The following is a 25776-nucleotide window of genomic DNA, read 5'->3' on the forward strand; positions in this document are numbered from 1 at the left end:
TAGGCATAGGTATTCATGCAAACTTTACATGTTGAACTTGGTGATCGTCGTTATCCAATTTTTATTGGTAGTCATTTAAATCCACAACAATTACTTGAGCCTTATATCAAAGGTCAGCAAGTGATGATTGTAACCAATACGACTGTACAAGCGTTGTATTTAAATCATTATGTTGAGTCAATTGGAAAATTAGATAAAAAAGTCGCGACTTGTATTTTGCCCGATGGTGAGAAATATAAAAATATTGAGCATTTAAACCTGATTTTTGATGCATTACTTGAAGCGAATTTTAATCGTGATTGTACTGTGTTGGCTTTGGGTGGTGGTGTGATTGGTGATATGGCTGGTTTCGCTTCAGCTTGTTTCCAACGAGGCGTTTATTTTATCCAAGTACCGACCACTTTGTTATCTCAAGTTGATTCAAGTGTGGGAGGGAAAACGGGTATTAATCATCCTTTAGGCAAGAACATGATTGGTGCATTTCAGCAGCCTCAAGTTGTTTTAGCCGATATGGCACAGTTAAAAACATTACCTGAACGTGAATTATCAGCGGGTCTAGCAGAGGTTATTAAATATGCTTTGCTTGGGGATGAACAATTTTTAACGTGGTTAGAAGCAAATATAGATGGCTTGGTTGCTCAAGACCCTGAACTTTTAGCAGAAGCTGTTTATCATTCATGTGCGCATAAAGCACGTATTGTTGCCAATGATGAAAAAGAGCAAGGAGAACGTGCTCTTTTAAATCTCGGTCATACTTTTGGTCATGCAATTGAATCTTATATGGGATATGGGGTTTGGTTACATGGTGAAGCTGTTGCAACAGGTATGGTGATGGCAGCAGATTTATCACAACGTATGGGATGGATTTCGATTGAAGATCTTGAGCGTACAAAAAAAATCATACAACGTGCGAAATTACCTATAGTATGTCCTAAAATTCCACTTGATGAATTTTTAGCATTTATGTCGCATGATAAAAAAGTATTAAATGGGCAACTTCGTTTAATATTACTGAAGCAACTTGGTCAAGCTGTCATCACGAAAGACTTTGATGTTGAGCTGATGAAGCAAGCAATTCTAGCGAATCAAATATAAAAAGGTACGTTTTACATGGCAGCAGTTCGAAAAAATTGGCAAAATATTCAACAATATATTTGGTTAATTATAGGATTGCTGTGCTTTGTTGCAGCACTAATTTTTTGGGCATTAACAGATACCAAAGAATTGGTTGAAGTTGTCAATCCTATAGAAGAAACTCAAGTACAAATTCAACCTGAAAAAGTGGCTGCAACGACTCATCTTGGTGCATTGATGGATGAAGTACGACCACTAGAATTGACAACACGTGTCGTGGCATCAGGAGATCATGAGCCAGAATTTCGTGGTAATCGCTTTTTTGATGAAAATAAAAAAAATTACATCGTAGAATTATTTAAATCTTCAAATGAAGATGTGATTCGTGGATTTTTAATTAAGCAAGCTGATCGTAAAAATTTTATTTATTTTCGTTTAAGTGCAGAAGATCAAGCAGAGCAATATGTTGTTGCATATGGTGTCTATAAAAATGATGACCAAGCGAAAGCAGGGTTACAGCAACTTGCTGCTTTAAAACTTCCACCTTCAATTCAACCTAGAGTTGTAAATTTAGAAGCTTATTCAAGTTTGGTGAATGATCTTGGTTCAGATGAAATGCTTGGTGGAAATAAGTTATATGCCATTAACTTAAGATCTGCACCATTACCTATCATTGATGAAACCTTACTGGCTGCTCAACCTAAGCCTGTTGTACAGCAGCCACAACGTAGCACAACAACAAATACAAGCGCAGCTGTAAGTCCTCGTAAAGAAGAAACGGCAGAAGTTAAAAAACCTGTAGCAACGACACAGTCACAAACAGCACCTACCAATACATCAACAACGACGACGGAAAAAAAGCCAGTAACGCATGAAATTAGTGATCCATTTAACTAAATGGTGCTAAAATAGAGCAAATTTGGAGCGAAATAAAAGCAATAGCACAAAAATGGTGCAAATAAAGATAGGTAAAATAAAGCAAGAATATTAAAAGATACTTTATTTTTATAAGATTTGAGTTGTTTAGTGAATGAAAATAAAGTTTGGCATATTTTTTGCTTTATTGGTGCACTAATGAAGTTGATTGTCCCTCTTTTGGAGCAATATAGTTTGATTAGTGTACAATTTTGGTCAGAACCATTGCTTTAAATGAGTGCATGAAGTAAGAAAAAATTTCTTGCAATTTAATCCAAAACTGACTGGAGTAGTGTGAATCTAAGGTGTATTACTAAATAGAAGCTTAATACGCTAAATGATTTTAAATATTAGATTTTTTGCCCATATGGGCGTTGATTAAAAGAAGGGTACGCTATGCACATGCCATCGCCTAATACTGTAGCTCCCGCTCAAGGTTTATACCAACCGGATGAGTTCAAAGATAACTGTGGTTTCGGTTTGATCGCCCATATGCAGGGTGATGCAAGTCATGACTTAGTCAAGACCGCAATTCATAGTTTAAGTTGCATGACGCATCGTGGTGGTATTGCTGCAGACGGTAAGACAGGCGATGGTTGCGGATTATTATTGGCAATGCCAAAAGCATTTTTCCGTGAAGAAGCAAAAAAAATTAGTGATATTACGCTCAGTGAAATTTTTGCAGTCGGCACAGTATTTTTAAATTTAGATCCAGCACTTGCAGCACATGCCAAACAAATTTTAACTAAAGAAATAGAAGAAGAAGGTTGTCGTGTCATCGGCTGGCGTGTTGTGCCAACCAATAATGATGCTTTAGGCTCAATCGCCATGCAGTCATTGCCTGCATTTGAACAGATTTTTGTCAATTGCCCAATGGGTGTGACAGAGGTTGAGTTCAATCGTAAATTGTTTATGGCACGTCGTCGTGCTGAGCAGCAAATCAGCAATGACCCGTATTTCTATGTCACAACCTTATGCTCGACTGTGATTAGTTATAAAGGTTTGATGATGCCTGCATATATTGCAGACTTTTATACTGACCTTGCAGATGAGCGTTTAGATTCTCACATTGTGGTATTCCATCAGCGTTTCTCGACCAATACTTTACCGCGCTGGCCATTGGCACAGCCATTCCGTTATTTGGCACACAATGGTGAAATCAATACCATTACAGCGAACCGTAACTGGGCAGCAGCACGTACACCTAAATTTGAAAACCCATTATTACCGGGTCTGACTGATCTGAACCCAATCGTAAACCGTACCGGTTCAGATTCTTCAAGTATGGACAATATGCTTGAGATTTTAGTCGGTGGTGGTATGGACTTGTTCCGTGCGCTGCGTATGTTGGTACCACCAGCATGGCAAAACGTAGAAACTTTAGATGCAGACTTACGTGCATTCTACGAGTTCAACTCAAAACATATGGAAGCTTGGGATGGTCCTGCGGGCTTGGTGATTCAGGATGGTCGTCATGCAATTTGTATGTTGGACCGTAACGGTTTACGTCCTGCACGTTGGGTCATCACCAAAAATGGTTATATCACTTTAGCTTCGGAAATTGGTGTTTGGGGTTACGAGCCTGAAGATGTTGTGTCTAAAGGTCGTGTCGGTCCAGGTCAGATTTTGGTCATTGATACACATACAGGCAAAATGCTTGATACCAAAGATGTCAGCAATCACCTGAAAAAAATGCGTCCATATCGTGAATGGCTACGTGAAAACTCAGTTCGTGTACAAGGCAGTCCAGAACTTGAAGAATATTTATGTGACCAAGGCTTAAAAGGCGATGCCTTAAAAGCAGCACAGAAAATGTTTATGGTGACTTTTGAAGAGCGTGATCAATTGTTGCGTCCAATCGCTGAAAGCGGTCAGGAAGCGGTTGGCTCTATGGGCGATGACACCCCGATGGCAGTTTTGTCACGTCAGGTTCGCCATGTAACGGATTATTTCCGTCAGCAGTTCGCCCAAGTCACTAACCCGCCAATTGACCCATTACGTGAGTCGATTGTGATGTCGTTGGAAACTTGTTTGGGGCGTGAGCAAAATGTCTTTGAACAAGGTCCTGAACATGCAGATCGTTTGATTGTTTCAAGTCCTGTTCTGTCAAATTCGAAAATGCATCAGATTCGTACCAGTGGTCGTAAAGGCTATGAGATTGCTGATCTTGATCTGAATTATCCTGAAGCAGAAGGTCTGGAAGCAGCAATTTCACGTATTTGTGAAGAAGCAGCGCAGGCGGTGCGTGATGGCAAAACATTATTGGTGATTTCAGACAAGAAAATCCGTGAAGGTTTCTTACCGGCAAACTCTGCAATGGTCACAGGTGCCATTCACCACCACTTGATTCATGTCGGTTTACGTACAGATGCCAACATTATTGTTGAAACTGCGCTTGCACGTGATCCGCATCAGTTTGCGGTGATCTTAGGTTTTGGTGCAACGGCAATTTATCCATACCTTGCTTATGATGTCATCAATGATTTGATTGCCAAAGGGGAATTACTTGGTGATCCGATCCATGCACAAGCCAACTTCCGTAAAGGGATCGATAAAGGCTTGCTGAAAGTCCTGTCAAAAATGGGGATTTCAACGGTTGCGTCCTATCGTGGTGGTCAGTTGTTTGAAGCTGTTGGTCTGTCTGATGAAGTGGTTGCCAAATGTTTCACAGGTGTGCCTAGCCGTATTAAAGGTGCGACTTTTGAAGACCTTGAAAATGATCAGAAAAAACTGGCTGAAACCGCGTGGAAAGCACGTAAGCCAATCGATCAGGGTGGTTTGCTGAAATTTGTATTCGATAAGGAATATCACGCATTTAACCCAGACGTGATCAATGCGCTACATAAATCAGTACGTTCTGGCAACTATGCTGACTTTAAAGAATATGCAGAGCTGGTGAATAAACGTCCGATAGCCACCATTCGTGACTTATTAAAACTGAAAACTGAGAATTCAATTCCGCTTGAAGCAGTTGAGTCAGTTGAAGAAATTCTGCCACGTTTTGACTCAGCAGGCATGTCATTGGGTGCATTATCTCCTGAAGCGCATGAGGCAATTGCGATTGCGATGAACACCATTGGTGGGCGTTCAAACTCAGGTGAGGGCGGTGAAGATCCTGCACGTTATGGCACCATCCGTAACTCAAAAATTAAACAGATTGCATCTGGTCGTTTTGGTGTAACGCCTGCTTATTTAACTTCTGCGGAAGTGTTGCAGATTAAAGTGGCACAAGGTGCAAAACCGGGTGAAGGCGGTCAGTTACCAGGTGGTAAAGTGAATGGCTTAATTGCACGTTTGCGTTACTCTGTACCGGGTGTGACCTTGATTTCACCACCACCGCACCATGATATTTACTCCATTGAAGATTTATCGCAATTGATCTTTGACTTAAAACAAGTCAATCCTCAAGCGATGGTGTCTGTGAAACTGGTATCTGAGCCGGGTGTGGGAACGATTGCGGCAGGTGTGGCAAAAGCCTATGCTGACTTCATTACCATTTCAGGTTATGACGGTGGTACGGCAGCATCTCCACTTTCTTCGATTCACCATGCAGGTTCACCGTGGGAATTGGGTTTAAGCGAAGCGCATCAGGCACTGCGTGTGAATGACTTGCGTGGCAAAGTTCGTGTACAAACCGATGGTGGTTTAAAAACAGGTCTGGATGTTGTAAAAGCAGCCATTCTTGGTGCAGAAAGCTTCGGTTTTGGTTCTACACCAATGATCGCATTAGGTTGTAAGTATCTGCGTATTTGCCATTTAAATAACTGTGCAACGGGTGTTGCAACACAACAGGATCATTTACGTCAGGAACACTACATTGGTGAACCTGAAATGCTGATCAATTTCTTCCACTTTATTGCGGAAGAAACCCGTGAATGGTTGGCAGCACTCGGTGTTGCGTCATTAAAAGACTTGATTGGTCGTACTGATCTGCTTGAAATGTTACCGGGTGAAACTGAAAAACATGCACACCTTGATTTAAGTGCATTGCTTGAGTCGCATCCATCTGCGGAAGGTAAAGCACAGTACTGTCAGGTTCAGGGCAATGAGCCATTCGATAAAGGTGTATTGGCGGAGAAAATGGTGGCAGAAATGCTGCCTGCAATTGAAGCAGGTACAGGTGGTGACTATCACTTCACCGTAGGTAACTGTGACCGTTCGATTGGTGCGCGTATCTCAGGTGAGATTGCCAAACGCTATGGCAACCTGAGCATGGAAGCGCATCCTGTAAAAATGAACCTGAAAGGTACAGCAGGTCAGTCACTTGGCGTATGGAATGCAGGCGGTTTACACATCAGCCTTGAAGGTGATGCCAACGACTATGTCGGTAAAGGTATGGCAGGCGGTCGTGTATCGATCTTCCCACCAAAAGGTTCACCATTCCAGACTCAGGAAACCGCAATCATTGGTAATACCTGTTTGTACGGTGCAACTGGCGGTAAGCTCTTTGCAGCAGGTACAGCAGGCGAGCGTTTTGCAGTACGTAACTCAGGCGCATTTGCCGTGATTGAAGGTGCAGGCGACCATTGCTGTGAATATATGACTGGCGGTATTGTCACTGTACTCGGTAAAGTTGGACACAACTTTGGTGCAGGGATGACCGGTGGTTTTGCTTATGTACTTGACTTGGATAATGATTTCGTAGATTACTACAACCATGAACTGATCGAGTTAAACCGTATTTCTACAGAATCAATGGAAGAACATAAAGAATTCCTGCTTCGTATTCTGGATGAACATATTGCTGAAACGGGCAGTGCCTGGGCGTATAAGATCCGCAATGAGTTTGATTTCTACAGCCGTAAATTCTGGCTGGTGAAACCAAAAGCGGCGAATTTACAAACGCTTTTGAAAAGAACTCAAGCAGATCCACAATAATTCTACGACTCAAATATTAGGTAGGTGTGGATAACTTCAACGATATACACAAGTGAACGTATAGAAGTTATCCTCGCTCACCCACGGAGATTGACATGGCAGAACGCCTCAATAATGACTTTCAGTTTCTGGATGTAGCACGCCAAGATCCAGAGAAAAAAGATATTAATGTCCGCAAAGCAGAGTTTGTGGAAATTTATAAACCTTATACAGCAGAAGTGGCAGCCAATCAGACCCATCGCTGTTTAGGTTGCGGTAATCCTTATTGTGAATGGAAATGTCCAGTCCATAACTACATTCCGAACTGGTTAAAATTGATTGCGGAAGGTCGTATTTTCCAAGCGGCTGAACTGTGTCATCAGACCAACACTTTGCCTGAAGTCTGTGGTCGTGTATGCCCACAAGACCGTTTGTGTGAAGGGGCATGTACCCTGAATGATGGTTTTGGTGCAGTGACTATTGGTAATGCTGAAAAATACATTAACGATACTGCATTTGCACTCGGCTGGCGTCCAGACATGTCGTCTGTGAAATGGACAGACAAAAAAGTGGCGATCATTGGTGCAGGTCCTGCGGGCTTGGGTTGTGCAGACATTTTAGTGCGTAATGGTGTAAAACCAGTTGTATTTGATAAGCGTCCTGAAATTGGTGGTTTGCTCACATTCGGTATTCCAGAATTTAAAATGGAAAAAGATGTGATGAAACGTCGCCGTGAAATTTTCACAGGCATGGGCGTGGAATTTCGTTTAAATACTGACATTGGTACAGATGTCACCATTGACCAGTTACTTGCAGACTATGATGCTGTATTTATGGGCATGGGAACTTATACCTACATGAAAGGTGGTTTCGCAGGTGAAGATCTGGATGGTGTGGTTGATGCACTCGATTTCTTGATTGCCAATGTCAATCGTACTCAAGGCTGGGAAAAAGATCCATCTGAATACATCAGTGTAGAAGGCAAAAAAGTCATCGTACTTGGTGGTGGTGATACTGCGATGGACTGTAACCGTACGTCTATTCGTCAGGGTGCAAAGTCTGTGACGTGTGCATACCGTCGTGACGAAGAAAACATGCCGGGTTCACGTCGTGAAGTGAAAAATGCCCGTGAAGAAGGCGTGGAGTTCCAGTTCAACCGTCAGCCGATTGAAATTGTCGGTGAAAATGGCAAAGTGACTGGCGTCAAATTTGTAACCACACAGCTTGGACAACCTGACAGCCGTGGTCGTCGCAGCCCTGAACCTGTACCGGGTTCTGAGGAAGTGTTACCAGCAGATTCAGTTTTATTGGCATTTGGTTTCCGTACTTCTCCTGCTGATTGGTTTGGTGCTTCAAACATTAACCTTGATGGTTCAGGTCGTGTGATTGCAGCGGAACAGCAACAATATAAATTCCAGACATCCAACCCGAAAATATTTGCGGGTGGCGATATGGTGCGTGGCTCTGACTTGGTTGTAACTGCAATCTGGGAAGGTCGTCAGGCAGCAGAAGGTATTTTGGATTACCTTGACGTTTGATTGGACGATAACGTTTAAATTCCAAAGACCCATTTCCAGAACCCGCAGCAATGCGGGTTTTGTTTTTACGATGAAAGGTAAAGTAAGAATGTAAAATTTTATGTTTTTATTTTTTAAGTAAATATTGATTATTCAATTATTTATGTTCAATTTTTGGTTTTACATTTTGTTGGTCATTGGCTTAAATGACATGATTATCTTTTTTGTCAATTGTGTGATCATTTTGGCAATATACAAATGAATTTGATCTGTCACTATAGGATCAAATTCCAACAAATATAGGATTATCCCTATGACAGTTGCTCAGGTTGCGAAAGAAAAATCATATTTAAATCGTCCTAAAGCGATTGGTATTAAAGTGCGTAAGCCAAGCTTTAATCCGAAAAATATTCGTCGACATTTTTTTGCGAATTCTCCTGTAATGTCGCATTTATTGACAGCACTTTCATCAACCTTTCCAATTGGTGAACAGTTTTTTGTGCATAGTGTACGTAATGTTCGTGACAAAATTACGGATGAGAAGTTACAGGCTCAGATTGCGGCTTTTATTGGTCAGGAAGCGATGCACTCTAAGGCACATGCAGATTTTAATGATGCATGGCGTCGTGATGATTATAATCTAGATAGCTTTCAAGCTTGGTTAGGACGTCGTGATGCATTTATTAAAAGTGTGCATCCAAAATTACAATTGGCAGTCACGGCTGCATTTGAGCATTTTACAGCATTGCTTGGTGGCTATATTTTACGTCATCCTGAAGTGTTACAAACCTTAGATGACGATGCGATTAAGCTTTGGGTTTGGCATGCGATTGAAGAAATTGAACATCGCGCTGTGGCTTTTGATGTATATCAAGCGATTTATCATGATGATAAAGTGCGCCGTTCAGTCATGCGTAATGTGACAACTGGTTTTGCAAGTTTGACGTTTTATTCTGCAACACGTTTGTTTATGCAGGATTGGAAGAAAAGCTTACCAAAAGTACCTCAGAATCTTTTTGGAATGTATATGATTTCCAAGATGTTGATTTCATTGATTCCTGAATATTTGTCATATTACAAAGCAGATTTTCACCCTGATGAAATTGATTATTCAAAAATCGTGGCATATTGGAAAGAAAAACTGGCAGATGATTATGGGATGGAGAGCTTCCAAGAAGATGTACATCCACCTTTGTATAGCTAAATAAAATTTTATAAAAACCAATGTTCAGCATTGGTTTTTTTATCTTTGAAAATGCTGATCACGTTATCGTCTTTCTTTATAAAGCCAGATTTAAGTATTTAAAATTAACTTTTATAAAATGAGCATTTACAGATTGAAAATGCTCATTGATTTAAATGACGTGTTTAGATCTCGTCATCTTCAAATTGTTTGATTTTACGCTGACGTTGCCATGGTAATGGTCGATCTAAAGCTTCGGGTACATCTCCTGAGGTTGAGCGTAAACGTAAATGGATGGCTGCTTGTGCGATTAAATTTGCAGATACAGGTGCTGTGATAAATGCAAATAGCGTAATGAGTAACTCAGCAAAACCAAAACGTCCTTGAAATGCAGCATAAATCATTGCTGCTAATAATACGCTACCTAAGCCTAAGGTACTGGATTTGGTGGGTGCATGTAAACGCATGAATAAATCGGGCAATTTAACCATGCCGATTCCACCAACCAATAAGAAAAATGCGCCAATAATCAAAAAGAACGAAACAATAACTTCCATGATCAGTTGCATATTTGTTTCCATATCGTGCTCCTAATCAATGACATGACCAATGGTAAAATAACGTGCTAAAGCGGCAGTTGAAACAAAACCAAGCATAGCGACTAATAATGCACCTTCAAATAGATTGGTACTTGCCCAATAAATACTGAGTAAAATGACTAAACAAGTTGCATTTAAGAACAAAGTATCTAAAGCCAATAGACGGTCAACAATAGAAGGTCCAATAATTAAACGATATAAACATAAGAACATTGAGATGGTCAGCGCCACTAAAAAAATTCCCAATGCATATTGCAAAATAATCATTGATCATCTCCTTGAGTGGCATTAAAAATGGCAATTAAAGGCATTTCATAACGGCTTTTGATCTCTTGAACTTCTGCTTCTGGGTCATCCGAACTGAGAGAATGAACCAAAATATCCCCTCGTTCTTGGTCAATTCCTGCGGTCACTGTACCGGGTGTTGTGGTAATGATCATTGCCAATAATGTATTTACATGTTCATGATCGGTATCTAAAGGTACACGATACCATTTGGGTTTTAGGTTTTTGGTTGGACCTAAAACTTGCTTAGCCACGCGAATATTGGAAAGAATAATATCCCAGAGCACGACAAAAAATAACTTAAATGCCAAAGCCCAATGAATATTTGGCGTACGTACAATAAAAGGTTGTATCAGCTTAGGAATGATTAAACCCAATAAGACAGCACAAAAAATATCAAAAGGATCAAAACTATGCCCCAACATGAGCCAACTTAAAGCCACCACTAAAGAAACAAAAGGATGGGGTAAACAGCGGTCAAGGAATGAAATATTTTTTTTCATTTATTGCTCCATAGGCTGTAATTTAGTGTCATCAAGCGGGGTTAATTCATGTTCCTGATGTTGAATTTGCCGTTGCTTATATTCAGAAATATGATCACCTTTTAGTGTATCTGGCGAAATAATATAAGGAATAAAATGCGCATTTGCATCTGGGTTTTCGCCACCATATTTTGTTTCAGGTAGGTAGTTTGGATCAAAAGGTTGTACGCTAATATACTCTTGGTCACGATCTGTTTTTAAAATCGTTTCTTGATATAAGTCAGCATCTTTGAGTTGTTTTGCTGTCAGTTCTAAATAATGAACAATGGGTTGAGCGCAAATTACATAGAATATCAAACCCGTTAATAACAGATAAATGGTTTTATCATTACGAGCAGGGGCTTGATGAGGTAATTTTTGATATGCAGCAAAAGCTTCTTCTTTTGGATTATCTTCAGGCGTCGTTGCACGCCAAAACAGTACAAAACCTGCACGTGTAAATGCAATAATGCTCAACAAACTGACCAATAAAACAATCACAATAATCCATATTTGATATGGAGAATCTGCTGTCGCTTGTAAAATCAGAACTTTACCTAAGAAGCCACTGAAGGGGGGTAAACCCGCCATCATCAAAGCGATGATAAAAAATGTGATTGCAACAACTTTGTCTTGTTTCATTTTAGGCGCAATTTTGAGATGGTCTTTAAATTGCCCACGTTGTGACGTAATCCAACCACACAATAAATAAAATGAGGCAGCTATGATGGTACTGTGTACCATATAATATAGACCTGCCATCCATGCAGTTTCATTGAGCAATGAAACTGCAATCAAAATGGTGCCTACAGAAGACAAAATCATAAAGCCAACAAAACGTCTTAAACGTTCTGCACCAAGCGCTGCAATTGCACCATACAGCGAAGTCACTAGTCCGATCGGTAATAGCCAATTGCTAAAAATCTGTTGTCCCCATTCATCATGAAAGACTGTTCCATTGACTCTTAAAATGGCATAAATACCCACTTTGGTCATGATGGTAAACAGTGCTGCAATCGGAGTCGCAGCAACTGCATAGGTTTTCGGTAGCCAAAACCCTACAGGCAGCATAGCTGCTTTAATACCAAAAACAACAAAGAGTAATAGCCCACCTGCAACGGCTAAAGTATGTTGATCATTTTCTAAAGTTGGGATGATTCGAGCAACATCCGTCATATTTAGACTACCAACACTGCCGTAGATCATGCCTAAACCAATGAGGAAGAGTGCAGAAGCCAGTAAGTTGATGGTGACATAGTGAACACCAAGTTGAAAACGAGCTTTACCTTGCCCATGTAATAACAATACATAGGATGCCATCAGCAAAATTTCAAAAAATACGAACAGGTTAAATAAGTCACCTGTTAAAAATGCACCACAAATTCCCATTAATAACAAATGAGAAATTGCATGGAAATAACGTCCACGTGCATCCCATTCTTTACTTGCGAACCAAATTAAAGGCGTTGCAAGCGCATAAGTCAAAACCAGCATTAATGCAGATAAGCGGTCTAAAACCAGCACAATACCAAAAGGAGCAGACCATTCACTGAGTTCATAAACAAAGATTTGACCTGTATTTGCTTGATATAAATAGTAAATTGCTGTTGCAAAACCTAAAATAGCCGAAGTTAAACTGATACTACGACGCCAAGGTTGTCGCCAGTCACTTGCCAGTGAACCAGAACCAGGATTACCCAATAAAATTAGCAAAAAACCTGTGAAAGCAGGAATAAGAATGCTGAAAATAGGCATATGTTGAAGCCAAAAATCAAGGAAGTTCATTATGGCGCATCCTCACGTGAGTCAAAGTTGCTCGGCTCATCTTTGGCATCCACATGATCTGTTCCTGATTCATAACGGCTACGTAAAGCAAGTTGTACAATATAAGCAGTAGTTGCAAAGCCAATCACAATCGCAGTCAATACTAAAGCTTGAGGCAATGGGTCAGTAATTTTAGCCGCATTGGTTAAAATAGCAGGTGAATTGGTCTGAATACGCCCCATAGCAAATAGAAATAAATTAACGGCATAACCAATCATGGCTAGACCTAAAACGACAGGGAAAGTACGGGCACGTAGTAATAAATAAATTCCTGTTGCAACCAATAGACCAATTGCAGAGGCAAGTAAAAATTCTAAACTGATCATAAGTTACTCCTTAGGTACAGGGCCTGACATACTCGAATGTCGAGAGTCGCCAAGAACAGAAATGAGCAACATGGTTGCACCAACAACAGTAATATATACCCCTAAGTCAAAAGCTGCGGCTGAAGCGAGATGGAAGGTACCAAAAATACTGGTCTCAGCATAAATATGAGCACTCGTTAAAAATGGTCTTCCCCATAACCAAGCAGCAAGACCCGTTATTCCTGCAATGACTAAACCAGAACCAATCCAAATTTCATATAAACGACCTGATTTAGCACGTAAAAGTTGTTCAGCTTTATCTTGCCCCAAACCAATATATTGAATTACCAATGCCATTGAGGTAATTAAACCTGCAATAAATCCGCCACCGGGTAGATTGTGTCCACGTAAGAAAATATAAAGACTAACAACTAAAGCTAATGGTAGAACCCATGAAGCAGTCATACGAAACATCAATGGAGAGGGATTAAAACGGAAAGTTAAGCCTTGGGTCATGCTTGTGCCATGCGCACGCATACCATCCATAAGACAGAGTGCCCCAATAGCTGCAATTCCTAAAACCGTAATCTCACCGAAAGTATCAAAACCACGGAAATCCACCAAGATCACATTGACAATATTAGAGCCACCGCCTAAAGGCATCGACTGCTGTGCAAAGAACCATGAAATTGAGTTATGATCACGTGTCAAAATAAGCCAAGCAATCCAACCGATACCTAAACCGCCACCTATGGCTAAAACTGCATCACGCCAACGTCGGGTACGACTAGATTCATACGGTGTAAGCTGTGGTAATAACGACAAACTCATTAATAATAAAACAGTGGTGACCACATCGACTGTGATTTGGGTTAATGCCAAATCTGGTGCGGACATGGTGACAAATACCATCGTCACCACTAAACCAACAGCACCACTGATAAGCACTGCTTTAATACGCTCATGATGGAACCAGAGCATCATCCAACAACCAGAGAATAAAACCATCCATAAGACAATTGCGATGATGGGTGCTTTGGTCAGTTCGCGTGTACCTGTCGCTAAACCCTGATTAAACATAGGCGTTGCAACTAAAACGATACTAAAGGCGATGATCCAAAAGAGATAAGTTTGTAATGAGCCTGTTTCTGTTTTTTGTTTAATTTTACGTGCGTAGAGCAACAAATATTTAAGGAAATTTTCAAATAACACATAGCCCTGAAAAGGTCCAAGTTTTGGATCTAAATCTATGTCTCGAATACGACTGCCTTTGGCTAAAGCAAAGTAAAAAATGATACCACCCACTAAAGCAATCGCACTCATGAGCAATGGCAAGTTAAAACCATGCCAAATTGCTAAATGTACACCTTCAAATTGATGGAGTTGTGTACTGGCACGTGTGCCCATATTGACAATATTTTCAACCAGTAGCGCAGGCATTAGACCAACGGCGATACATAAAACAGCCAATAAAATTGCTGGTGCACGCATACCTATCGGTGGTTCATGGGCGTCTTTATTTGGAACATTTTTGCCTAAACCACCATCAAAAAATACACCATGAACCAAACGTGTTGAATAAGCGACAGCAAATAAGCCTGCTAAAGTGGCGATAATGGCAGCAAGGACGACATATCCACCTGATAAATTTGCCAACAGTTCAGTAAAGAACATTTCTTTAGATAAGAAACCATTGGTCAGCGGAACACCTGCCATAGAGGCAGCAGTGATCATGGTCAAAGTGCCTGTAAAGGGTAGTAATTGCCAAATCCCACTGAGCTTTCTTAAATCACGTGTTCCTGTTTCATGGTCAATAATCCCTGCAATCATAAATAATGCAGCTTTAAATGTCGCATGATTGATAATGTGGAAAATTGCAGCAGCAACAGCCAGTGGTGAGCCAATCCCTAGCAAACAAACAATAAGTCCTAAATGACTAATCGTCGAGTAGGCTAATAGACCTTTTAAATCTTCTTTAAAAATGGCAAAAAATGCAGCCATACATAGCGTGAAAAGACCAACAGTCGTCACGATATTATGAAAAAGTGCTGAGCCAACAAAAATAGGCAATAGACGCGCCAGTAAGAAAATACCCGCTTTCACCATCGTGGCTGAATGCAGATAAGCAGAGACTGGCGTTGGTGCAGCCATTGCATTTGGTAACCAAAAATGAAAAGGAAACTGCGCACTTTTGGTAAATGCACCTAATAAAATGAGTAATAAAATAGGGACAAAAAGATGACTATTTTGAATCGTCTCTGACATCGTTAAGATTTGATCAATTTGATAAGTCTGTGTCACTTGACCGAGCAACACAAAACCACCCAGCATGGCTAAACCGCCCATGCCTGTAATGGTTAAAGCCATACGTGAACCACGTTGTGCCGCATCATAATTGCTCCAATATCCAACCAAGAGAAAGGAAGAAATACTGGTTAATTCCCAAAAAACTAACAAAATAATTAAGTTGTTGGAAAGAGAGATTCCAAGCATTGCTGCCATAAATAGCATCAGTAAAACATACAACTTACTTAAAGAATTTTTGGGGCTTAAATAAAAGTAAGCATAAATAAAAATGAGCGTGCCAATGCCTGTGATTAGCAACGAAAAAATTAAACCCAATGCATCTAAGCGAAAGCTTAAATCAATTCCCACTTGAGGAAGCCATTGCCATGATTCGGAAATGACTTGACCTTGAAACACTTGCGGTGCTTGTGAAAGTAACAAGCCTAAACTTGCTGAACTGATGCCAATCGCACCGAATGCAGTTGCCCCACGAGAAAACTGCTTCAGCCACGAGACAAGGGTTGTGCCTAGAATTAACGGTAGCAATATAATAATCGGTAGCACACGTGTATCCATTGTCTTGAATAGGTCGAGAACCTATGATGAATTTATCTTTCAAGCATTTGAGGACAGCAAAGAACCATCCAACGACTTAAATCTTGAAAGCCGAAAAAATCGTAAGAAAACAAGTTGTGTTGCGCAACCTGAGAAACTTAATGTAAAAATAAAGCCGAGCTTTACACTAAGAAATAAATGATATTTTATACTATTACATGAATAAAATAACATCAAACCTTTTTTTGCGCAGACGAGAATATTGTACGCCTTAGGATGATGATTAAAAGTTACAAGGCTTTTATTTCGGTTAAGTGAACGAATAAAAAACAAAAATATAACGAAATATATAAGAATAATTTAGCTGAAAAATTATGAACCTAATTAAGTATAAAATTTGTACTTCATCATCATGTTAAGATAAAAACGTTTGTGATGAACGGTCATCATCAATATGTAACAAAGTACGAAGTTGCTGTTGTTCTTGTTCCGACATATTTTGAAATTGAGCAAAAAGTTGCTCTACCGTTGGGTTTGACTCTGTTGCGACTTCATTTGATAAAAGCTCTGTTTCTACATGTTGTAGACGTTCATAGAGTTTTGCTAAATCATTTTGATATTCATTGATTTTGATTTCCTGAATTTTTTGATTTTTTAATTCAAAACATTGGAACTGATGTGCAGATTCTAAAATAGAGCTGTGCAAACTGCTGCTAATGATTTGAATTTGTGGAAAAGCTTGATGTAAACGCAGCAAAATATTTGAAGCAGAAGTTTCATCTAAATCAACATCAATATGATCAATCAGTAAAATACCATCACCTTCTAGACAAGGATACAAACTCAGAGGATTCAGTAAACATAAACGGCGAACCAGATCGCCGACTAAGGCAATCCAATTTTTTATACTATTGGAAAGTTGCTGATAACATTGTGTTGTGCCTTGGTAAGTCACCATAAGTTGTAATTTAGGCTTATATTCAATAAAAATATCATCAAGTTCTGGTAAAACAATTTTCAAACTATTTTTAAGTGCTTGTAAACTTGGTGTCTGCAAATGACTACGTGCTTGAAATAAAGCATTTTGCAGATTTTGTGTATCATTTTGAGCTGAATTGTTGAGTGAAGTTTCATTTAAAATTTGTTGGAATAGTTGTGCAGATTGAGCATTTTCAATATCACTAATTTCTCGAAACCATTCAAAAAAACGAGCAAAAGTAGTAAAAGGAATCGCTGTTAACTCATAGGCTGCTGATGTTTGCATGACCGCAGGATTGTTTTTACTGAGTAAATTAACTTCATTAATAAAACGTTCAGCAGGATAATAAGCAATCAGAGGTAAACCTTGTAAAGGGTCTTGTTGAATTGCTTTTGTATATAAAGCCGCAAGCTGCTCTAATTCAACCATTTCTGTACGGCTGATCCCGACACCATTGGCATTTAATGTTTTATACAGTTGCCATGAACAGATAGATAAATCCTGTGAATGAGAGTGACTATTTTCAGCTAATGTACCGAGTTCATTAGGTATTTTAATTGCAATATCAACTTTTGCTTGTACTCGATTTTGCATAATATCTTGATCTAACATGACGACACCCGCAGTACGTAAGTCTTTAAAACGTGCGGAGAACCATGTCAGAGCTTGATACAAATTTTTTAAAATTGCAGTTTTGCCTGAAGATTGCTGACCCACAATAATAGCAACAGGATATTGTGTTGGATTTAATTCTAGTTTTAGATCAGTAAAATGAAAAACATGACGCAAATGGATAGAGAGAATTTTCATACTATACCTGCAAAATATAAATAAAAGTTTAGAGCTTTATGCAGTGATTTGAGCTTTTAAAGGAGTTTTGATTTTTAACTGTTGAATAAGATCATAAATATGATGGATATTAAGACTTAATTTTGCACGTGTACAAGCAACGTAAAGTAGCCTTAGTTCTTCATCGCTGATTTTATGCTCTAATCCATTGATTTTAAATTGATAGTCATCTTCTATGTGTACCCGATTCCATTCTAAACCTTTGGCTTTATGTGCTGTAGAAATGACATAATCAGCTTGCTCTATTGGGGTGATTTTGGCAAGTGCTTTTTTGAGAGGTTCTGTACCATGATCATCTACAAGTTTGACTAAGGGCTTGATATCACTACCATCATTTGTTTCACAATATTCATGTACGTCATGCCATGAGTTGAACCATGCAAGCTCTGGTACATCTATCACACGTTTACCTTGTTTGAGTAGACTGGCTGCATCGACAAAACGATTTAATTTGGCATGATCGGCTTGTAAACTGACTTTATCGCCTTGTACCAAACCAGACAATAAAAGCTCCATAGCACGGGCATTGGTACGGCATAAAATTGCATCGCGCATTCTAGTATGGGGTTTATTGACCACACTTGAACGCATTTCAGGATTGCCTAATAAAGGAACAGTTTCATTTAAGGCTCCCAATAAACTATTGGCAACTTCTGCAATGGACTCACCAAAACGAAATGAAGTCGTTAAACGTGACTCAGGTAAAGGCATTTGCTGCATTGCATTGACTGCACCACGCCATGCATAAATCTGTTGATGTGCATCGCCTACATAAATCACTTGCGTACTGCGTTGTCGTAATAAAATACCCAGCATGAGTGGATCAGCATCTTGTGCTTCATCAAACAAAACATAATCTGCGGGAATAATAGGGCTCGACAATGCCCATAACTTTAAATAAATATCGTGCCCAATACCTGCCTGATGACTTTGATCAATAGATTCTAACCAACGACGTTCTACAGCAGGATAAAGATGTTTTTGCAAACTTTCTATATCATCAGGATGTAACCAACTCGGTGCTTGGATGTGACGAGGAGCAGGGTATTGTGAGCTAGTTGAACAAAAATAACTCACTGCATTTGCCACCAAACTGGCTAAGCGGCTTGGCATGAGTGCATAGCGTTCATAACGTCCACCCATTAAACGTCGTAGCGTAATAGGTTCGAGACGATACTCTTTTGCAATAAAACTAGGACTTAAACGTGGTAGACGTAATTTATCAGTAATACCTCGTGGCACACTGCGAAAAGCCAAGGAATGAAATGTACGACAGTCAACATTACGATGAAATTTATGTTGAGCTTCGGTTGCGATTGCTTTATTAAAAGCTAAATACATGCCACGGCGTTGTGGCATTGCATCACTGATCAATTTCAGTGTTGTTGTTTTTCCTGTGCCCGCATAGGCAATGACTTTAAATGATTGCCCCTTTTGTGCCTCTGCAATAGCAAAATTTTGTTCTGAAGTAGCTTTAAAAATATCGGACACAGTATTGAAAAGTCTTTAAAAGAGAGAAAATGAGATATGCCATCATAGCAAAAAACAACCAAGTGTGAGGTTTAAATTTTCCAATGATGGGAAGTGATTTTTTTAAAATACTTAGGTGAAGAAGAACAAAGTCTAAATATATTGATGAATAACAAATATTTGAAATTCATTTCGGATTTTTAACAAATTAACGTTTAAATGGACGTGGTTTTTTCCGACGAATATAAACAGTTTTATGTACTTCGGCGATTCGTGAACCAGAACCATCAAAAATATTGAGAATATAATTACGATGTACAGGCGTATAATTTTCTGCCAAATTTTTGACATGTTCAATTTCACTCGGATCTAAACGAATATCAGCATAAACCGTATCTCGTCCGGGAAGTAAAAAGTGAATGGTGGCAGATTTATCCCATACGATATAACGGTCACCTAAATGATGCATTAAAATCAGCATATAAAAAGGGTCAACCATTGAATATAAACTACCCCCAAAATGTGTACCCACGACATTTTGATTTTTATAAGTGAGTGGCATTTTTACACGAATATGGTAGTTTTTAAGATCCAAAATTTCTATTTCAATACCTGCGCCTTTATAAGGTGAATAATGGTTAAGTAAAAATTTTGAAATTAAGGGGATTGTCTGTAGTTTCTTGATCAGGCTAATCATGGTCAATTCTAATTCACATATTTTAGATCATAATAAATAAACGATTGTGATGTGGCATTGATCGAAATGCCCAAGACCGCCATTGCGTAGTCAATGTGAAAATAAAAAGGTATTTAAATGCAAGCACAAACTCATTGGATTTCGACACAAGACCAACAAAAACTTTATGCAAAAACATGGGGTAAGCCTGAAAATCCTGCTTTAGTTTTGGTACATGGCTATCCTGATAATCAGGAAGTATGGGAGCCAATTATTGAACAATTAATAACAGATTTTTACATTGTAACCTACGATGTACGTGGCGCAGGTCAGTCTTCTGTGGCAAAACGTATTCGTGATTATGCATTACCGCGCTTATCTTTAGATTTAGAATGTGTTGTGAATGTTTTACTTGCGGATCGTAATTTTCATTTAGCTGCGCATGATTGGGGTTCAATTCAAACTTGGGAATCTGTGACTGAAGCAAAATTTAAAGGTCGTATTTTATCTTATACAACAATTTCAGGTCCATGTTTAGATCATGCAGCATTTTGGATGCGTGATCAATTTAAACATGAAAAATCTAAATTTTTTAAACAGTTATTTAAATCTTGGTATATCGTTGCATTCCAACTTCCAGTGCTTGCACCAACCGTATGGCATTTTTTCAATCCTGAACGTTGGGGCGTCGTTTTAAGTCAACTGGAAAAAACTAAAGGTCTACCACTGAATTCAAATATTTCAAAAGATGGTGAGCATGGTATAGCACTATATCGTGCTAACTTTGTACCAAGATTACTTAAACCACGTCAACGTCATGCAGTATGTCCTGTGCAAGCAGTTGTCTTAAAACGTGATAAGTTTGTTAGCCCAGAATTGATTGATGAAATGCCAAAATGGGTAGAGAAATTTGAACGTGTCGAGGTAGATGCAAACCATTGGGCTGTTTTAAGTCGTCCACAAGAAATTGCTCAATATATCCGTAATTTTGCTACGAAAAATCAAAGTTAATACAACCTAAATAAGTTGAATAATATCTCGATAAAAGGGGCAGTTTTGTACAAATTCTCTGTTAAAATGCCCCTTTTTCTATTCATCTCATCTTATGATCGCAATTATTGCTGCTATTGTAGTTATGTTTGGACTATCTCTAGCTCGTGTACCTGTGGTTTTTGCTCTAATTATTGGTGCAATGACAGGCGGACTATTGGCAGGACTTGGTTTACAAGGGACTCTAGAAGCTTTTAATAATGGTTTAGGGGGTGGTGCAAAAATTGCACTGGCTTATGGTGTATTGGGTGCTTTTGCAGTTGCTTTAGCAAAATCAGGACTACCTGATTTATTAGCATACAAACTCATTAACATGTTAAAAGCTGATGCTAATGTTTCTACACAAAAAACAGTCAAGTTTGTCATTTTTTTTACGATAGTTTTGGCTGCAATTTCTTCACAAAATTTAATTCCTGTTCATATTGCCTTTATTCCTGTACTAATCCCACCTTTATTAAGCGTCTTTAATCATCTGAATTTAGACCGCCGAGCAGTGACATGCTTACTAACATTTGGTTTATGTGGAACTTATATGTTAGTTCCTGTTGGTTTTGGTGCGATTTTCCTCAATGATATTTTGGGTCAAAATATTAATACTTTTGGTAAGCCTTATGGTTTTTCAATTAGTTATGACCAAATTCCCAAAGCTATGGCGATTCCTGTACTGGGCATGTTTGTGGGTTTATTATTTGCGTTGTTCGTCAGCTATCGTAAACCACGATATTATCAAGATATTCAAGTTGAAAATAAATCCCAACAAATTTCTGATGCAGTCAAATCAGGTCAAGATGGCAAACCGCAAATTGCAACATTTACATTGATCATGGCATTTTTTGCAATCATAGCAACTTTATCCGTACAGTTATATTCAGAATCAATGATTTTGGCTGGTTTGGTAGGTGTTGCAATTTTAAGTTGTGCAGGAATTTTTAAATGGAATGAGGCAGATGATGTCATTGTTTCAGGTATGCGCATGATGGCTCTAGTTGGCTTTATCATGATTTCTGCTCAAGGTTTTGCATCTGTGATTGAGGCAACAAATCAAGTTCCTGCATTAGTGCAAGCATCAGTTGAATGGATTGGTAATAGCAAAGCTTTAGCTGCCTTTTTGATGCTTTTGATTGGTTTGTTGATTACTTTAGGTATTGGGTCTTCATTCTCTACAGTGCCTATCCTTGCTATTATTTATGTACCTTTATGCATTCAGTTTGGTTTTAGTCCTATGGCAACAATTGCAATTATTGGTACAGCAGCAGCACTTGGTGATGCAGGGTCACCAGCATCAGATTCAACTTTAGGTCCAACATCAGGTTTAAATATGGATGGTCAACATGACCATATGAAAGATAGTGTTATTCCTACCTTTATTCACTTTAATATTCCATTAATGATTTTTGGTTGGATTGCTGCAATGGTATTATAAAGTTTTAAATAAAACGTTATTATGCAATAAAAATGATATTCATTATCATATTCTTGATAATAAATATAATGACCAACCAAGTTGAGATTAAAACCAACTTGGTTGATATGGATTAAATAAATATTTAACTATTTCAGTGTTTTAAAAATAACATTACAAAATATTTTAAAATGAGACTTGCATCAAATTTAATTGATGTGTTTAATAATTAATATAATTATTTTGGGGGATTTTTAAAAATGTTAAAACAAATTGCACTTATTTCATTAATGGGGATTTCAACACTTTCTTTTGCTGATTGGCAAGTGAAAGTAGGTGGTTCTTTAATTTCACCTACACAAGATACAACGATCGCACCTGGAGCAGTTGTAAAAGCTGATCATGAGCTTGCGTTCACACCATCTGTAGAATATATCTTTGGTGAAACACCATTTTCTGCTGAATTATTGTTGGCTACTCCAATTGCGCATGATGTTTTATTAAATGATGAAAAAGTTGCTAAAATTAAACATTTGCCGCCAACAGTAACATTGAAATATAACTTGAAAAATTCTTCACCATTTACGCCATATGTAGGTGTTGGTGGTACTGCATTTGTTGCATGGGATGAGTCGGGTGTTGCAAAAGACGTTAAAGAAGACTTTGGTTTTGCAGGTCAGATTGGGGTGAACTTCAAACCTGCTGATGCAAAAAATTGGGGTGTATTCTTTGATGCTCGTTATGCACAGTTAAGCCCTGAAGTTACATTAGTAGATGGAACTAAATTCGATTTAGACATCGACCCAATTGTATATACATTAGGTTATAGCTATAAATTCTAAGTTTTAGAATAAGTTATTTCACTTGAAAAACCTCAGTAATTTGCTGGGGTTTTTTATTTAAAAGTCTTTGAAAATCTGTATCAGCATAAAATACTGAAAAAAGAGCAAAAAAAGCATATAAAACGGTAATGAAATTTCTTATGCTTAAATTCTAGCGATATGGAAGAATGTTTAAAATGATCAATAAAAAATTATGTGGAGTCATTTGTTTAGCAAGTATTTTTTTACTATCAAATACACAAGCTGCGAGTTTTAAATGTGATGCAGCGAAAACCAAAACAGAACATGCAATATGTGAGCATCGAGTTTTAAATGATGCCGATGTCAAAATGGCAACGACTTATAATATTATCCGCAAACTGGTTCCTATGGGCACACGTGGCGTCATTCAAGATCAACAAGTTAAATGGTTGCAACTGAGAGATCAGTGTCAAGATAATGTAAAATGTCTTAGTGATGTTTATCAAATGCGTCAACAAAAGCTCGATATCTATATGGATCGTGTGTATAAGCAAGGTCCTTTTTAAAAAAAATTAGCATCTGCTATTGAAATATTCTTAAGTCACTCCATTTCTAAAGCATTCAATAAAAATGTGTTATGAATTTAAGGAGTGATTTATGAGCGAGCAAAGCGCACAAAAACATAGTTTTCAGGCAGAAGTTGCCCAACTTTTACATCTGGTGACGCATTCTCTCTATTCCAACCCTGAAATTTTCTTACGTGAACTTATCTCGAATGCCTCAGATGCATGCGATAAATTGCGTTTTGAAGGGATTAATCATCCTGAATATTATGAAAATGATCCAGATTTGCATGTTCGTGTCAGTTTGGACAAAGAAGCAAAAACCATCACCATTTCTGATAATGGTATCGGTTTAAGTCAGCAGGAAGCCATTGATAACTTAGGTACCATTGCCAAGTCAGGCACCAAAGACTTTATGTCGAAACTTTCAGGTGATCAAAAATCTGATGCGCAATTGATTGGTCAGTTTGGTGTAGGTTTCTATTCTGGCTTTATTGTTGCTGAAAAAATTACGGTTGAATCACGTCGTGCAGGTTTAGATACTGCTGAAGGTGTACGCTGGGTCAGTGGTGGTACAGGTGATTTTGAAGTTGAAGTGATCAATAAGGCTTCACGTGGAACAGATATTATTCTGCATTTACGTGATGATGCTTTGGATTATCTGGAAAGCTATAAAGTAAAACAAATCATCAATAAATATTCTGATCACATCAACTTGCCAATCGAAATGCAAAAAGAAGTATGGCAGGAAGAAGAAGTCGCTGAGGGTGAAGAACCTAAAGGCGGTCAGTATGTGAAAACGGATGAATGGGAAGCGATTAACTCAGCAAGTGCTTTATGGACACGTAATAAATCTGAAATTACTGAAGAGCAATATGTTGAGTTCTATAAGAACTTAACCCATGACTTTGAAGCGCCATTGGCTTGGACACATAACCGTGTGGAAGGCAGCACGGAATATACCCAGTTGCTTTATATTCCATCTAAAGCGGCAAGCAATATCTTTACCCGTGAAGCCAAAGCAGGCATCAAACTCTATGTTAAACGTGTGTTTATCATGGATGATGCAGACAACTTGATTCCGAACTATTTACGCTTTGTACAAGGTGTGGTGGACAGTGCCGATTTGCCATTGAACGTGAGTCGTGAGTTATTGCAAGAAAGCCGTGATGTCAAAACCATTCGTGAAGGAAATACTCGCCGTGTATTGACCACTTTGGATGCCTTGGCAAAATCTGAAGATGAAGCAGATCAAGAGAAATTCAAAACTTTCTATGCTGAATTTGGTTCAGTGATCAAAGAAGGTTTGGGCGAAGACATGGGCAACCGTGAGCGTATTCTTAAATTATTACGTTTCTCGACCTCAAACAATGATGAAGTTTCAACCTCACTCGAAGCCTATAAAGCACGTATGAAAGAAGGGCAAAAAGCCATTTACTACGTGACTGCGGACAGTTTGGCTGCTGCGAAAAACTCACCACAACTTGAATTGTTCCGTAAAAAAGACATTGAAGTATTGTTAATGGCGGATCGTGTTGATGAGTGGGCAATGGAGTTCGTTAATGAATTCGATGGCACACCAATGCAAAACGTGGCTAAAGGTGCAGTTGACTTAGGCGACTTACAGGATGCCGAAGAGAAGAAAGCACTTGAAGCTGCTGCTGAGCAGTTTAAGCCTGTAGTTGAAAAGTTGTCTGATTCACTCAAAGCCAAAACCAAAGAAGTACGTGTAACAACCCGTTTGGTGGACTCGCCTGCATGTTTAGTGACGAGTGAGGGTGAGCTTTCTCCGCAACTCGTACGTATGCTGAAACAGGCAGGGCAGGCTGTACCTGAGTCTAAGCCAATTTTGGAGATCAACCCTGAGCATCCATTGGTGAAAAAACTGGAAGGTTCGGCGCAGTTTGATGATTTGGCGAATGTCATCTTTGATCAGGCAGTGATTGCAGAAGGTGGTTTACCAGATGATCCTGCTGAATATATCAAACGTATTAACAGTTTATTATTGAAATAAGTCGTAAAATGTTGAAAGAGAGCCTATCGTAGTGATAGGCTTTTTTTAT

19 protein-coding genes are annotated in these 25776 nt (G+C 38.8%); 10 read left to right on the forward strand and 9 right to left on the reverse strand.

Going from position 1 to position 25776, the window contains the following annotated elements:
• Positions 1-15: 15 nt before the first annotated feature.
• From aroB to HX124_RS12635, 5 genes are all read left to right on the forward strand, one after another.
• Positions 16-1095 (forward strand): 3-dehydroquinate synthase, encoded by a 1080-nt coding sequence (aroB, locus tag HX124_RS12615; RefSeq protein ID WP_286383368.1) that lies wholly within the window; start codon positions 16-18, stop codon positions 1093-1095.
• 15 nt (positions 1096-1110) lie between these two features.
• Positions 1111-1971: a hypothetical protein gene (locus tag HX124_RS12620; protein ID WP_286383367.1), complete on the forward strand. Its 861-nt coding sequence runs from the start codon at positions 1111-1113 to the stop codon at positions 1969-1971.
• A gap of 420 nt (positions 1972-2391) precedes the next feature.
• Positions 2392-6867, forward strand: a complete 4476-nt coding sequence (gene gltB / locus HX124_RS12625; protein ID WP_286383366.1) for a glutamate synthase large subunit — start codon at positions 2392-2394, stop codon at positions 6865-6867.
• Positions 6868-6962: 95 nt separating this feature from the next.
• On the forward strand, positions 6963-8384 hold the full coding sequence (locus tag HX124_RS12630; RefSeq protein ID WP_286383365.1) for a glutamate synthase small subunit GltD family protein: 1422 nt from the start codon (positions 6963-6965) through the stop codon (positions 8382-8384).
• A gap of 292 nt (positions 8385-8676) precedes the next feature.
• On the forward strand, positions 8677-9567 hold the full coding sequence (locus tag HX124_RS12635; protein WP_107008399.1) for a metal-dependent hydrolase: 891 nt from the start codon (positions 8677-8679) through the stop codon (positions 9565-9567).
• A gap of 164 nt (positions 9568-9731) precedes the next feature.
• On the opposite strand, the gene HX124_RS12640 is transcribed toward HX124_RS12635, so the two are convergent.
• The 9 genes from HX124_RS12640 to HX124_RS12680 all read right to left on the reverse strand — a co-directional run bounded on the left by HX124_RS12640 (position 9732) and on the right by HX124_RS12680 (position 19916).
• The gene (locus HX124_RS12640) at positions 9732-10115 is read right to left on the reverse strand and encodes a Na+/H+ antiporter subunit G (RefSeq protein ID WP_107008428.1); all 384 of its coding nucleotides are present in this window, start codon (positions 10113-10115) and stop codon (positions 9732-9734) included.
• A 21-nt stretch (positions 10116-10136) separates the two neighbouring features.
• Positions 10137-10412: a monovalent cation/H+ antiporter subunit F gene (locus tag HX124_RS12645; protein WP_107008398.1), complete on the reverse strand. Its 276-nt coding sequence runs from the start codon at positions 10410-10412 to the stop codon at positions 10137-10139.
• On the reverse strand, positions 10409-10933 hold the full coding sequence (locus tag HX124_RS12650; RefSeq protein WP_286383364.1) for a Na+/H+ antiporter subunit E: 525 nt from the start codon (positions 10931-10933) through the stop codon (positions 10409-10411). Before HX124_RS12650 ends, HX124_RS12645 begins: the two co-directional genes overlap by 4 nt.
• Positions 10934-12739, reverse strand: coding sequence for a monovalent cation/H+ antiporter subunit D (locus HX124_RS12655; RefSeq protein WP_286383388.1), 1806 nt, complete (start codon positions 12737-12739; stop codon positions 10934-10936).
• Positions 12736-13101, reverse strand: coding sequence for a Na+/H+ antiporter subunit C (locus tag HX124_RS12660; protein ID WP_107008395.1), 366 nt, complete (start codon positions 13099-13101; stop codon positions 12736-12738). The genes HX124_RS12655 and HX124_RS12660 overlap by 4 nt, the downstream gene beginning before the upstream one ends.
• Positions 13102-13104: 3 nt before the next feature.
• The gene (locus HX124_RS12665; RefSeq protein WP_286383363.1) at positions 13105-15942 is read right to left on the reverse strand and encodes a monovalent cation/H+ antiporter subunit A; all 2838 of its coding nucleotides are present in this window, start codon (positions 15940-15942) and stop codon (positions 13105-13107) included.
• Positions 15943-16336: 394 nt separating this feature from the next.
• The gene (locus HX124_RS12670; protein ID WP_286383362.1) at positions 16337-17710 is read right to left on the reverse strand and encodes an ATP-binding protein; all 1374 of its coding nucleotides are present in this window, start codon (positions 17708-17710) and stop codon (positions 16337-16339) included.
• 36 nt (positions 17711-17746) lie between these two features.
• A complete protein-coding gene (locus tag HX124_RS12675) occupies positions 17747-19240 on the reverse strand; it encodes a UvrD-helicase domain-containing protein (protein ID WP_286383361.1) in 1494 nt (497 codons plus the stop codon).
• A 187-nt stretch (positions 19241-19427) separates the two neighbouring features.
• Positions 19428-19916, reverse strand: coding sequence for a DUF4442 domain-containing protein (locus HX124_RS12680; protein ID WP_171405120.1), 489 nt, complete (start codon positions 19914-19916; stop codon positions 19428-19430).
• A 117-nt stretch (positions 19917-20033) separates the two neighbouring features.
• Here HX124_RS12680 and HX124_RS12685 point away from each other — a divergent pair, with 117 nt between their 5' ends.
• From HX124_RS12685 to htpG, 5 genes are all read left to right on the forward strand, one after another.
• Positions 20034-20906 (forward strand): alpha/beta fold hydrolase, encoded by an 873-nt coding sequence (locus HX124_RS12685; RefSeq protein WP_286383360.1) that lies wholly within the window; start codon positions 20034-20036, stop codon positions 20904-20906.
• A 94-nt stretch (positions 20907-21000) separates the two neighbouring features.
• Positions 21001-22368 (forward strand): Na+/H+ antiporter family protein, encoded by a 1368-nt coding sequence (locus HX124_RS12690; RefSeq protein WP_286378225.1) that lies wholly within the window; start codon positions 21001-21003, stop codon positions 22366-22368.
• A gap of 239 nt (positions 22369-22607) precedes the next feature.
• Positions 22608-23189 (forward strand): OmpW/AlkL family protein, encoded by a 582-nt coding sequence (locus tag HX124_RS12695; protein WP_107008389.1) that lies wholly within the window; start codon positions 22608-22610, stop codon positions 23187-23189.
• A gap of 176 nt (positions 23190-23365) precedes the next feature.
• Positions 23366-23716, forward strand: a complete 351-nt coding sequence (locus tag HX124_RS12700) for a lysozyme inhibitor LprI family protein (RefSeq protein WP_286383359.1) — start codon at positions 23366-23368, stop codon at positions 23714-23716.
• Positions 23717-23807: 91 nt separating this feature from the next.
• The gene (gene htpG, locus HX124_RS12705) at positions 23808-25727 is read left to right on the forward strand and encodes a molecular chaperone HtpG (RefSeq protein WP_286383358.1); all 1920 of its coding nucleotides are present in this window, start codon (positions 23808-23810) and stop codon (positions 25725-25727) included.
• The last annotated feature ends 49 nt before the right edge of the window (positions 25728-25776 follow it).

The sequence above is a fragment of the Acinetobacter sp. 226-1 genome (assembly GCF_030329325.1).
Classification (GTDB): domain Bacteria; phylum Pseudomonadota; class Gammaproteobacteria; order Pseudomonadales; family Moraxellaceae; genus Acinetobacter; species Acinetobacter sichuanensis.